This is a genomic window from Pinisolibacter sp. (genome assembly GCF_036782435.1).
Lineage (GTDB): Bacteria > Pseudomonadota > Alphaproteobacteria > Rhizobiales > Ancalomicrobiaceae > CALBKH01.
Genome location: NZ_DAIPZB010000002.1, coordinates 68417 through 80733, shown reverse-complemented (window position 1 = coordinate 80733; position 12317 = coordinate 68417). Strand labels below are relative to the sequence as shown.

At 67.6% G+C, this 12317-nt stretch carries 13 protein-coding genes; 12 read left to right on the top strand and 1 reads right to left on the bottom strand.

The window, feature by feature from the left end; all coding sequences use genetic code 11:
• Positions 1–8 precede the first annotated feature (8 nt).
• Together V7Q42_RS01285 and V7Q42_RS01280 are read left to right on the top strand one after the other, a co-directional pair.
• A complete protein-coding gene (locus V7Q42_RS01285; protein ID WP_333821849.1) occupies positions 9–1208 on the top strand; it encodes an aminotransferase class V-fold PLP-dependent enzyme in 1200 nt (399 codons plus the stop codon).
• A 38-nt stretch (positions 1209–1246) separates the two neighbouring features.
• Positions 1247–2047, top strand: coding sequence for an IclR family transcriptional regulator (locus V7Q42_RS01280; RefSeq protein WP_333821848.1), 801 nt, complete (start codon positions 1247–1249; stop codon positions 2045–2047).
• A 110-nt stretch (positions 2048–2157) separates the two neighbouring features.
• Here V7Q42_RS01280 and V7Q42_RS01275 read toward each other — a convergent pair whose 3' ends face one another.
• Positions 2158–2577 (bottom strand): hypothetical protein, encoded by a 420-nt coding sequence (locus V7Q42_RS01275; protein ID WP_333821847.1) that lies wholly within the window; start codon positions 2575–2577, stop codon positions 2158–2160.
• Between V7Q42_RS01275 and V7Q42_RS01270 the strand changes: the two genes are divergently transcribed.
• From V7Q42_RS01270 to V7Q42_RS01225, 10 genes are all read left to right on the top strand, one after another.
• Complete coding sequence (locus V7Q42_RS01270) at positions 2564–3118, top strand: TorD/DmsD family molecular chaperone (RefSeq protein ID WP_333821846.1); 555 nt, start codon at positions 2564–2566, stop codon at positions 3116–3118. The genes V7Q42_RS01275 and V7Q42_RS01270 overlap by 14 nt on opposite strands.
• Before the next feature lie 90 nt (positions 3119–3208).
• Positions 3209–3403: a twin-arginine translocation signal domain-containing protein gene (locus V7Q42_RS01265; RefSeq protein WP_333821843.1), complete on the top strand. Its 195-nt coding sequence runs from the start codon at positions 3209–3211 to the stop codon at positions 3401–3403.
• A gap of 55 nt (positions 3404–3458) precedes the next feature.
• Entirely contained in the window at positions 3459–6374 is a 2916-nt protein-coding gene (locus tag V7Q42_RS01260; RefSeq protein WP_333821842.1) for a formate dehydrogenase subunit alpha, read from the top strand.
• A gap of 15 nt (positions 6375–6389) precedes the next feature.
• Entirely contained in the window at positions 6390–6986 is a 597-nt protein-coding gene (gene fdh3B / locus V7Q42_RS01255; protein WP_333821840.1) for a formate dehydrogenase FDH3 subunit beta, read from the top strand.
• Between the two features lie 196 nt (positions 6987–7182).
• A complete protein-coding gene (locus V7Q42_RS01250) occupies positions 7183–8316 on the top strand; it encodes a formate dehydrogenase subunit gamma (protein WP_333821838.1) in 1134 nt (377 codons plus the stop codon).
• A 14-nt stretch (positions 8317–8330) separates the two neighbouring features.
• Positions 8331–8975: a hypothetical protein gene (locus V7Q42_RS01245; protein WP_333821837.1), complete on the top strand. Its 645-nt coding sequence runs from the start codon at positions 8331–8333 to the stop codon at positions 8973–8975.
• Positions 8972–10255: a (Fe-S)-binding protein gene (locus V7Q42_RS01240; RefSeq protein ID WP_333821836.1), complete on the top strand. Its 1284-nt coding sequence runs from the start codon at positions 8972–8974 to the stop codon at positions 10253–10255. Before V7Q42_RS01245 ends, V7Q42_RS01240 begins: the two co-directional genes overlap by 4 nt.
• A 66-nt stretch (positions 10256–10321) precedes the next feature.
• Positions 10322–10513 (top strand): DUF6494 family protein, encoded by a 192-nt coding sequence (locus tag V7Q42_RS01235; RefSeq protein ID WP_333821835.1) that lies wholly within the window; start codon positions 10322–10324, stop codon positions 10511–10513.
• Between the two features lie 8 nt (positions 10514–10521).
• On the top strand, positions 10522–11262 hold the full coding sequence (locus V7Q42_RS01230; RefSeq protein WP_333821834.1) for a biotin/lipoate--protein ligase family protein: 741 nt from the start codon (positions 10522–10524) through the stop codon (positions 11260–11262).
• On the top strand, positions 11259–12272 hold the full coding sequence (locus V7Q42_RS01225; RefSeq protein ID WP_333821832.1) for a DUF6352 family protein: 1014 nt from the start codon (positions 11259–11261) through the stop codon (positions 12270–12272). The genes V7Q42_RS01230 and V7Q42_RS01225 overlap by 4 nt, the downstream gene beginning before the upstream one ends.
• Positions 12273–12317 lie beyond the last annotated feature (45 nt).

Genomic DNA, 12317 nt, shown 5'->3' with positions numbered 1-12317 from the left:
CCCGTCCGATGTCGAACCACGACCCCCGTCCGCGCCTCGGCCTGCGCCCGGTGATCAACACCTCGGGCACCATGACCTCGCTCGGCGCTTCGATCGTCGTGCCCGAGGCGATCGCCGCGATGACCGAACTGCTGCCGCAGTTCGTCGAGATGGGCGACCTGCATCGGCTCGCCAGCCGCGCGATCGCCGCGGCGACCGGCGCCGAAGCCGGCTTCGTCACCGCCTCCGCCGCCGCCGGCATCACACTTTCGATCGCCGCCGCCATGACCGGCGCCGATCTCGCCGCCATCGAGCGGCTGCCCGAGACGACGGGACTGAAGGACGAGGTGGTGGTGCTCGCCGGCCATCTCGTCGACTACGGCGCCCCGCTCGACCAGTCGATCCGCGTCGCCGGGGCGAAGCCGGTCGTCGTCGGCCAGGCGACCTCGTCGCACGCCTATCAACTGGCCGGGGCGATCACCGAACGCACCGCCGCGGCGCTCTACGTCGTCTCCCACCACGTCGCCCACTACGGCATGGTGCCTTTCGAAACCTTCGTCGAGGTGGCGCACGCCCGCGGTGTGCCGGTCATCGTCGACGCGGCTTCCGAATACGACCTGACCGGCTTCGTCGCGGCAGGCACCGACGTCGCCGTCTATTCGGCCCACAAGTTCCTCGGCGGGCCGACGGCGGGTCTCGTCGCCGGGCGCAAGGATCTCGTCCGCGCCACCTACCTGCAGAATCGCGGCATCGGCCGCGGCATGAAGACCGGCAAGGAGAGCATCCTCGGCGCCGTCGCGGCGCTCGAGGCCTGGGCCCGGCGCGACCATGCGGCGGTGCGCCGGCGCGAGCGCGCCGCGCTCGATCACTGGGTCGAGACGCTCTCCGGCCGCCCCGGTGTCCGCGCCGAGATCGAAGCCGATCCGACGCATAATCCGCTCGACCGGCTGAAGGTGCGGATCGACGCCGCCGCGGCGCGTATCACCGCCTGGGATCTCGCCGACGCCCTCGCCGCCGGGTCGCCGCCGGTGATCGTGCGCGATCACGAGGTCGAACTCGGCTTCTTCTTCCTCGATCCTTGCAATCTGCACGAAGACGAGGAATTTCTGGTCGGCCGTCGCCTGATCGAAGAACTCGACCGGGCGGCGGCGGCTCCCACCCCGATCGCCACGTCCTACGCGGCGCGTCGCCTGAAGGCCGAGGCGAAGATCCTCGCCTGGCCGGACTGACGGGGGAGGGGGCGCGAACGAAGCGAGCGGAGACGAAGGTGGGAGACGTGACGATCGAGGAGGCGACGGGAGGGCGAAAGCGGGTTTCGCGAGTGAGCGCGCTCGACCGCATGCTGCAGATCCTCGATCATCTCCAGGAGACCGGCCAGCCGGCGACCGCCTACGAACTCGCCAAGGCGACCGGGGCGCCGCTCTCCACCGTCTACGCCACCGTCGACGACATGGTGGCGAAGCGCCTGCTCGATCGCACCGCGGCCGGCGCGGTGTGGCTCGGCCCGCGGCTCTACCACTACGGTCTGAGCTACGCCCGCAATCTCGACTTCCTCACCGTCGCCACCCACGAGATGAACGAGCTGTCTCACGCGGTCGGCGAGACGGTGCAGGTCTGTGGCCGCGACGGCGACCACATGGTGGTCCTCGCCATGGCCGAGGGCATCGGCCATTTCCAGGTGACGTCGCGGATCGGGACTCGGGTGCCGCTCAATTGGACCGCCTCGGGTCGTCTTCTCGTCGGCCACCTCGACGAAGCCGAGCGCCTCGAGATCTTCCGCCGCTCGGCGACACCGTCGCCCACCGGTCGCGCCGAGACCGATCCGGTGGTCCTGGCGACGACCTCGCCCAGGGCGCTCGATGCCTGCCTCTCCGTCCAACAGGGCGAGAGCGACTATTCCGTCGCCTGCATCGCCGCACCGATTCGCGATCGCGACGGCGCCTGCATCGCGACGATCTCGATCGTCGTCCCAGAGTTCAAGGTCGGCCAGTCCGACCCCGATCTCGTCGACGCCGTGAAGGCCGCCGCGACCCGCATCGAGGACCGCCTCGGTCGCCAGAGCGAATGATACCGGGTCCACGAAATTCGGACTCGTCCGAATTTCGCGAGTTTCGGCCTGACCGGCCGCCGCCCGTTCGGGCTCGCCTTCGCCCGTGAAGTCTCGAACGGGTCGGCACTTCATGGGGTCGATATGACGACGGTGGACGACGGGCGCGTTCCGGTGTCCGGCCTCGTCCCCGGACTGCGCGCCGTCGCGCGGCGACCGACTCGATCGCGCCCGATACCGTCGGCGGGTGCGAGGGTGCTCTGCAGGTTGCCGCGCGAAAGAGAAATGTCGAAATGGTTGCGATCGCTGGATGGAATTTCGTTATGCGCAAGATGTAACAACGCATTCTTCCTGTCGTCGCAACGGTCGTCGAGGGTTTCTGCGGGAAGAGCGATGATTTCCTGAAAATCGTCGCCGAGAAGAAAAATAGCCGTTGCTTTCGACCTTCGTCGATGGTCATTCTTGGAAAAAATACAGGGAGGCGTTGTGTCGCAAACCGCGTCGACGCGTGAACGGCCGATCGATGAGACCGATCGGATGAGAGCCGGCATCTATCGTCTGCTGGCGCGGCTTCTGGCGCGCCCGGCCGACGCAGATCTGCTCGCGCTCGTCGCCGGCCTCGGCGGCGATCGATCCGAGATGGGGCAGGCGATCGCAGCCCTGGCGGCGGCCGCCGCCGCGACGGCCCCCGAAGCGGTGCGGGACGAGTACGACGAGGTCTTCATCGGCGTCGGCCGCGGCCTCCTCATCCCCTACGCGTCCTACTATCTGACCGGCTTCCTCAACGACAAACCGCTGGCGCGCCTGCGCATCGACATGGAACGGCTCGGCATCGCCCGGGCCGAGAACGTCGTCGAGCCGGAGGACCACGTCGCCGCACTGCTCGAGATGATGGCCGGGCTGATCGAGGGCGGCTTCGCCGTGCCGGCCTCGGACGAGGATCAGGCGGCATTCTTCGAGGCCCACGTGGTCGGTTGGATGCCGCATTTCTTCGCCGATCTCGAGAAGCTGCCGCAGGCCCGCTTCCACGGAGCCGTCGGCCGCGTCGGACGTCTGTTCGTCGAGATCGAGAAGGCCGCTTTCGAGATGTGACCGCATCTCGTCCATCACCCCGCGATCGGCGCCGACGACCGGCCGGCCGAGGGGAACCGACAACGGGTCGTCGAGAAGAGGAGAGATCCGATGGATGGGAAGATCGAAGAAGCCCGGACGGATCGTCGAGGCTTCCTGAAGTTCGCCGGCCTCGGAACCGTCGCCGGCGGTGCCGCGCTGGTCACCGGCGGCGCCGAACCCGCGCAGGCGGCCAAGCCGGCCGAGGGCCAGGGCTATCGGGAAACCGAACACGTGAAGACCTACTACGCCACCGCCCGCTTCTGACGTTCACGAACGACGAAGATCGCCGACGAGGCGAAGGGTACAACGGGAGATTGATATGCTCAGGAAGAAGACGAATGGGGTAGCGAGAGGCCCCCGACTGTCCTCGACCGGTACGGAGCACGGGATCGCGGCCATCGACCGCCGCACCTTCCTCAAGCGCTCTGGTCTGACCATCGGCGGTGCCACCGCCATCTCGACGCTGACCACCGGCATGGTCGAGGCCGCGACGCCCGCCACCCCGGCGGCCAAGGCGACCGAGACCAAGATGTCCATCTGCACCCACTGCTCGGTCGGCTGCTCGGTCATCGCCGAGCTCGATCACGGTGTGTGGATCCGCCAGGGCGTCGGCTACGATTCTCCCTTCAGCCTCGGTGGCCACTGCGCCAAGGGCGCGTCGGTGCGCGAACACGCGCACGGCGAACGCCGGCTCAAGTACCCGATGAAGCTCGTCGACGGGAAGTGGAAGCGCGTCTCCTGGGATCAGGCGATCAACGAGATCGGCGACAAGATGCTCGCCGTGCGTGAGAAGTCGGGCCCGGATTCCGTCTACTGGCTCGGCTCGGCCAAGCACTCCAACGAGCAGGCCTATCTCTATCGCAAGTTCGCCGCCTATTGGGGCACGAACAACGTCGACCATCAGGCGCGTATCTGTCACTCGACCACGGTCGCGGGTGTTGCCAACACCTGGGGCTACGGCGCGATGACGAACTCCTACAACGACATCCACAATTCGCGCTCGATCATCCTGTTCGGCTCCAATCCGGCCGAGGCGCATCCGGTGTCGCTGCTGCATCTGCTCAAGGCCAAGGAGCAGAACAACGCGCCGCTGATCGTCTGCGATCCGCGCTTCACCCGCACGGCGGCCCACGCCGACGAATTCGTCCGCTTCCGTCCCGGCACCGACGTGGCGCTGGTGTGGGGCATCCTCTGGCACATCTTCGAGAACGGTCTCGAGGACAAGGAGTACATCCGCACCCGTGTCTGGGGCATGGACGAGATCCGCAAGGAAGTGAAGAAGTGGACGCCGGCCAAGGTCGAGCAGGTGACCGGGGTTCCCGGCTCGCAGCTCGAACGGGTCGCCAAGACGCTGGCCAACAATCGCCCCGGCACCCTGATCTGGTGCATGGGCGGCACCCAGCACACCAATGGCTCGTCGAACACCCGCGCCTACTCGATCCTGCAGCTGGCGCTCGGCAACATCGGCGTGTCCGGCGGCGGCGCCAACATCTTCCGTGGCCACGACAACGTCCAGGGCGCCACCGATCTCGGCGTTCTCGCCGACACGCTGCCCGGCTACTTCGGTCTGGCGGCCGGCTCCTGGGCCCATTGGGCGCGGGTCTGGGAAGAGGACCTCGGCTGGCTCAAGGGCCGCTTCGCCACGATGACCGGCAAGGACGGCAAGGCCAAGCCGATGATGTACGAGACCGGTATCCCGGTGTCGCGCTGGATCGACGGCGTCCTCGAGGCCAAGGAGAACATCCTGCAACCCGACAACACCAAGGTCATGGTGTTCTGGGGCCATGCGCCGAACTCGCAGACCCGTCTGCCGGAGATGCGCAAGGCGATGGGCATGCTCGAAATGCTGGTGGTCGTCGATCCCTATCCGACGATGACGGCGGTCCTTCAGGATCGCAAGGACGGCGTCTATCTGCTGCCGGCCGCGACCCAGTACGAGACCTACGGCTCGGTGACGGCGTCCAACCGGTCGATGCAGTGGCGCGAGAAGGTGATCGAGCCTCTCTTCGAGTCCAAGGTCGATCATGAGATCATGTATCTCTTCGCCAAGAAGTTCGGTTTCGCCGACCGGATGTTCCGCAACATCAAGATGAACGGCAACGAGCCGGTGATCGAGGACCTGACCCGCGAATACAATCGCGGCATGTGGACCATCGGCATGACCGGCCAGTCGCCGGAACGCCTGAAGTCGCACATGAAGCATCAGGCGACCTTCGACAAGACGACGCTGCGCGCCGTCGGTGGCCCGCACGACGGCGAGTTCTACGGACTGCCGTGGCCGTGCTGGGGCACGCCGGAGATGAAGCATCCCGGCTCCGCCGTGCTCTACGACACCTCCATCCCGGTGGCGCAGGGCGGCATGGGCTTCCGCGCCCGCTTCGGTGTCGAACGCAACGGTGAGAACCTGCTGGCGGAGAACAGCTGGCCGGTCGAGTCCGAGATCAAGGACGGCTACCCCGAGTTCACCATGGGCATGCTGCGCGGCCTCGGCTGGGACAAGGACCTGACCGAAGCCGAGATGGCCTCGATCAAGAAGGTCGCCGGCTCCGACGATCCCAAGAAGATCGACGAGGTCAACTGGAAGAACGATCTGTCGGGCGGCATCCAGCGGGTGGCGATCAAGCACGGCTGCGCGCCCTACGGCAACGCCAAGGCCCGCACCGTGGTGTGGACCTTCCCCGATCCGGTGCCGCTGCACCGCGAACCGCTCTATGCGCCGCGGCGCGACATGGTCGCCGAGTTCCCGACCTATACGGATCGGACCGACTGGCGCCTGCCCACCGCCTACGAGTCGATCCAGAAGAACGACTTCTCGAAGGACTTCCCGTTGATCATGACCTCGGGCCGTCTGGTCGAATACGAGGGCGGCGGCGACGAGACCCGGTCCAACCCGTGGCTCGCCGAGCTGCAGCAGGAGATGTTCGTCGAAATCAACACCTTCGACGCCAACAACCTGGGCATCAAGGACCACGATAAGGTGTGGCTGCACAGCCCGTCGGGGGCCAAGATCAAGATCGCGGCCATGGTGACCGAACGCGTCGGGCGCGGCGTGGTGTTCACGCCCTACCACTTCGGTGGCCAGTTCCAGGGTGTCGATCTCCGGGACAAGTATCCGGAGGGCAGTGATCCGATCGTGCTCGGCGAGGCCAGCAACACCGCGCAGACCTACGGGTACGACATCATCACCCAGATGCAGGAGACCAAAACCACGCTCTGCCGGATCGAGCGGGCCTGAGGGAGGAACTGAACCATGGCACGTATGAAGTTCCTCTGCGACGCCGAACGCTGCATCGAATGCAACGCCTGCGTCACCGCTTGTAAGAACGAGCACGAGGTTCCCTGGGGCATCAACCGTCGTCGGGTCGTGACGATCAACGACGGCAAGCCCGGGGAGCGGTCGCTGTCGGTCGCCTGCATGCACTGCTCGGACGCGCCCTGCATGGCGGTCTGCCCGACGGACTGCTTCTACCAGACCGACCAGGGTGTGGTGCTGCACAACAAGGACCTGTGCATCGGTTGCGGCTACTGCTTCTACGCCTGTCCCTTCGGCGCACCGCAGTATCCGCAGGCGTCGAGCTTCGGCTCGCGCGGCAAGATGGACAAGTGCACCTTCTGCTCCGGCGGTCCGGAGGTCGACAACTCCGCCGCCGAATTCCAGAAGTACGGCCGCAATCGTCTGGCCGAGGGCAAACTGCCGCTGTGCGCGGAGATGTGCTCGACCAAGGCGCTTCTGGCCGGCGACGGCGACACCGTGTCGGCGATCTACCGCGAACGCGTGGTGGCGCGCGGATTCGGAGCCGGAGCCTGGGGGTGGGGAACCGCCTATCAGAAGAAGGTTCCCCGCTGATCGGAACGGGACACACGACGATCACCTCGGACGGTCGGGTCGACCGGCCGTCCGGGTGAGCGAAGGTCGACGGGCGCCGAGGCGTCCGTCGCGACCGCGTGATCTCATCCGACGCCTCCCCTCATTCTGGAGTGGATCGATGCGCTTTCCACGAACGCTCCGTGCGTCGTTCTCGAATACGTTCGCGGCCGATGGCGTGGCGCAGGGGCTCGCGAAGCCCGCCGCGCGGCGCTTTCCCGCGTTCGACCTCGCACGGGTGGCGGGCGGCCTCGTCGTGGTCGTCCTGCTGCTTCTCGCCTCCCTCGCCCCGAGCCTGGCGCAGAGTTCGGTGCGCCCGCCGGCCGGGGCCGTCACTCTGGCGCCTCCCGGCCCGGAGATGCAGGGCGGTGCGCTCGGCAACCGTTCGGACGCCGAGGTCTGGCACGACGTCCGCAAGGGCGCGGCCGGCCGGGTCTCCATCCCCGATCCCAACGCACCGACGCTGATCCAGTCGCAGGGTCAGGACTGGCGCGTCTTCCACAACGAAGTGGTCAAGGTGTGGGGCGGGCGGATCTTCGCCGGCGTCGTCGTCGCCATCGTCGCCTTCTTCCTGATCCGCGGCCGCATCCGCATCAAGGGTGGGCGTTCGGGGCGGGTGATGCCGCGCTTCTCGCTGACCGAGCGGGTGGTCCACTGGTTCATGGCGGTGCTCTTCGTGCTGCTGGGCGTGAGCGGGCTCATCCTCTTCCTCGGCAAGGACATCCTCCTGCCGGTGGTCGGACCGAGCGTCTTCTCGCTGTTGGCCAGCGCCTCGCTGCAGGGTCACAACCTCTTCGGCCCGCTCTTCGTCGTGGCGATCGTCGCCCTCTTCGTCACCTTCGTCCGCGGCAACGGCTTCCGCTGGGTGGACGTGGTGTGGGCGCTCAAGGGCGGCGGCCTGCTCGGCGGCCACGCCAGCTCGCACCGCTACAATTTCGGCGAGAAGTCCTGGTTCTGGCTGGCCAGCATCGCCGGTGTGGCGCTGTCGATCAGCGGCATCCTGCTGCTCTTCCCCGACCACCTGCCGGGCATGGTGGCGCAGACGACGCCGGACGCTCCGCCGGCGCGGGCGATGATGCAACTCGCCAACCTCGTCCACGGCATCGCCGCCGTCGGCTTCATCGCGGTCGGTCTCGGCCACATCTACATCGGCACGCTCGGCATGGAGGGCGCGCTCGAGGGCATGACCCGCGGCACCGTCGACGAGAACTGGGCCAAGGAACATCACGACCTCTGGTACGAGGCGCATCTCGCCGAATCGAGCACCGACAGCGTCGGCGCCGAAGTGGCGGCCGCGGCCGGTAAGGTCTGAGAGGGGGCACGACGATGACGTTTCTGCAACTTGTCGAAGGCCCGCTCTGGTATCTCGCCGTCGTGGTCTTCGTCGTCGGCGTGGTCTGGCACCTCGTCGGTCTCGTCCGCCTCGGCCGATCGGTCGATCGCAGCGCGGCGCGGTCCTCCGGCACCGCCGGCGCGCTCAAGGCGATCGCACTGCATTCGGTGCCGCACGGCGGCAACCTGGGGCGAACGGTCTACCACTTCGTCACCGGCTACGCCTTCCACATCGGCCTCTTCGTGCTGGTGCTGTTCGCGGCGCCGCACGTGAAGTTCATCCACGACCGCATCCTCGGCGTCGGCTGGACGGCGATGCCGCGGTGGGGCTTCCTCCTCGCGGCCGAAGCCGCCTTCGCCGGGCTGATCCTGATGTGGGTCCGCCGCCTCACCGATCCGGTGATGCGTCGCCTGTCCGACGCGGATGATCACTTCGGCGTCTGGCTGATCTTCCTGGTGATGTTGACCGGCTGTCTGGCGCTGCAGGAGGCCCACGACGGGCTGCGGGCGCTGCACATGCTGTTCGTCGACATCCTGCTGATCTATTTCCCGTTCGGGCGGCTGATGCACGCCTTCACCTTCGTGTTCAGCCGCGCCTACACCGGCGCCACCTACGGGCGCAGGGGGGTGACTCCATGACCACCGCGACGACGATCGGGCCTTCGACGGTGAACGTCCAGGCCGCCATCGACCGCTTCCAGGCGGTGATCGGCAGTCACATCGCCTCCTACCTCGAAGCCTGCATCCACTGCGGACAGTGCAGCCAAGCCTGCCACTTCCACGAGGCGACGCAGGATCCGAAGTACACGCCGACCCTCAAACTGGTGCCGATGACGCGGGTCTACCGCCGCCACAAGGCGCCGCTCGCCGGCGTCAAGAAGCTCTTCGGTCTGGTCCCGCCGGAACTCACGGCCGACGATCTGATCGAATGGAAGGAGCTGATCTTCGACAGCTGCACCATGTGCGGTCGCTGCACCGAGGTCTGCCCGATGGGCATCGACATCGCCTCGATCGTCGGCCTGTCGCGACAGGCGATGACGGCGGCGGGCGTCGGCCCGTCCGATCTGTGGGAAGCGGCGGAGAACTCGCGCACCCGCGGCAGCCCGCTCGGCCTGACCCCGCAACTCCTCGAAGACCGGCTCGAGTGGCTCGCCGACGACAACGAGGTCGAGATCCCGCTCGACCGCGAAAAGGCGGACGTGCTGATCACCGTCTCGTCGATCGAGATGATGAAATATCCGGATTCGATCGTCGCGATGGCCAAGGTCCTCAACGCCGCCGGCGTCGACTGGACGATCAGCTCGAAGGGCTACGAAGCGACCAACTTCGGCGTCCTGTCGGGTAAGCCCGACATCGCCAAGATCATGGTCGAGCGTCTCACCACGGCGGCCGAGGCGGTCGGCGCCAAGACCCTGGTCATCCCGGAATGCGGCCACGCCTACGGCGCCATGCGTTGGAGCGGCGCCAACATTCTCGGCCGACCGCTGACCTTCGAGGTGGTGCACATCACCGAAATGGTGGCCAAGCTGATCCGCGACGGCAAGCTGAAGCTGAAGCCGACGGCCGAGTCGATGACCTATCACGACCCCTGCCAGATCTCGCGGCGCGGTGGTGCGACCCAGGCGGCGCGCGACATCCTCGGCGCCTTCGCCAAGGACTTCCGCGAGATGTCGCCGACGGCGAACCACAACTGGTGTTGCGGTGGCGGTGGCGGCGTCCAGGCGATGGGCAGCGCGGCGGAGCTTCGCCACAAGGTCTTCCAGGTGAAGATCGATCAGGTCGAGGCGACGGGAGCGGAGCATCTGGTGTCGTCCTGCGCCAACTGCCGTCTGACCATGGACGAGAGCCGGCAGGCGCTCGGCTGGACGCGGGAGATCAAGAGCCTCGTCGAAGTCCTGGCCGATCAACTCGAGGCCTGATACCCGTCCGAGCTACGAAACTGGAACGGCCGGCCCCCGTGGCCGGCCGGAACATGGAGACGCGCGGTGAGCGACGAAGACTTCAACATGTCGATGCGGAAGTTCCTGAAGCAGGTGGGCGTCACCTCGCAGCAGGAGATCGAGAACCTGGTGCGCAGCGGTGGCGCGTCCGGGCGCACGCTGAAGATGAAGGTGGTCGTCACCGCCGAAGGCACCTCGCTCGCCCATGTGGTCGAGGGCGAGATCGAGCTGCCCTGATCGCCCCCGTGTCGTCCGCGCCGATCCTGCCGCCCGTGTTGACCGGCCATCCCGCTCCACCGGATGTCGATCCTCTGCGCGTCGCGCTCGAGGGGGCCGCCTCCGGACGGCTCGGCGCCGGCGATCTCGTCTGGTCCCGGTCGACCGACGTCGCGGCCGCGGCGATCGTCCTCGAGCCCGACGTTCCCTGGCGCGACGTGCTGGAGATCGTGCCGGTGATGCTGCTCGCCGTCGGCGACGCGCTCGGCTCGATCGGCCCGCCCGACCTGCCGCTGATGGTCCGCTGGCCCGAGACCCTGACCGCCAACGGCGGGGCCGTCGGTCGGGTGACGATCGACGCGACCGCGCCGACCGGCCTCGACGACATCCCCGACCATGCCGTCGTCGGTTTCTCGGTCACACTGGAGCTGCCGGAGCATCTACGCGATGCGCCCGGGCACGAGGTCGGTGTGACGGCGCTGCACGAAGAGGGCTGCGGCGACGTCGTGTCGGATGCGCTGATCGGCGCCACGGCGCGCCATTTCCTGTCGTGGCTCGACGAATGGCGCCACGGCGGCTTCGCCCGCCTGAAGCCGGCTCTAGCTGGACGTCTCCTCGACGTCGGCGGTCCTCAGGCGCGGGTCGATCTCGGCGGCGCCATGTGCGAGGGTCGCATCCTCGGCTTCGACGACCGCGGTGGCGCGCGGATCGAAACCGCGGGCGGGATCCGCGAGATCTCGCTCGCCCGAGCCCTGGGAGTGGACGCGTGAGCGGGAGCGACGACGGCATCATCTGGAAATCGGCCGGGCTCCATCTCGTCGGACCCGCGGTGAACGGCCGGCTGCCGATCGCCCCCGATCTGCTGCGCGCCTACTACACGCGACCCGAGATCCATCCGATCGCCGAGAGTTGCGCCGCCGAGCACCGCTTGTTCGAGCGGCTGATGGCCGATCCCTTCGCCACGGTCGGCGCGGAGGATCTCGCCGCGATCGTCGATCGCGACGCGGCCGAGAACTACGCCATGGTGTTGGCGTTGCGCGACCATCTGGTGACCGCCGGATCGATCGAGGCGGGCTATCGCGCCCTCTTCGAGCCGGGGGCGCCGCGGGTGCCGCCGGTCTTCGTCGATCAACTGGTGCACCTCGTCGTCACCGACCTGTTGCGCGGCGAGAAGGACGCCTTCATCGCCCGCGCCGGCGAACTGTTCTTCCGCGAGCAGGTCTCGACCACCTCCGACGAGCGGATCATGCTGGCCGACGCCGAGGTGATCGAAACCCGCAGTGCCGGCGCTGCGCTCCTCGCCGTGGAGCTGCCGCGGTCGCGCGAGGTCGAGCTCGAAACGCTCACCCCCGAGAGTGCCGATCGCTACCGAGCGCACGCCGACCACTTCGATTTCGGCCTCGACTTCCGGTTCGGCCATCTCGGACAGAGCGGTTTCGCCCGGGTGATCGAGCGCTGGCTCGCCCGCTTTCTCGATCTCCGCACCCAGGTGTTGCCGTTGCAGTCGGTACGCGATCAGCCGTGGGTCTGGCACATCGGGCTCGACGCCGAGGCGACGCGCATCCTCAACGCCCTCTATCGCGGCGAGACCCTGCCCGTCGCCGGCCAGGGAAAGATCGCGGCGCTGTTCCGCATGGAGATCCTGGAGCCCGCTCGGGTGATCGAGCGGGTCCGCGGCCGGCCGGTGTTCCTCGGTCTCGCGGTCGACGCGAACGGCCGCGTGCGGATGAAACCGCAGAACCTCCTGACCAACCTGCCGCTGGTCGCGGCGCACCAGTGAAGATGCGCGGGGCCGACGTCCCCGACGTCGGCCGCTGCGAGTTTC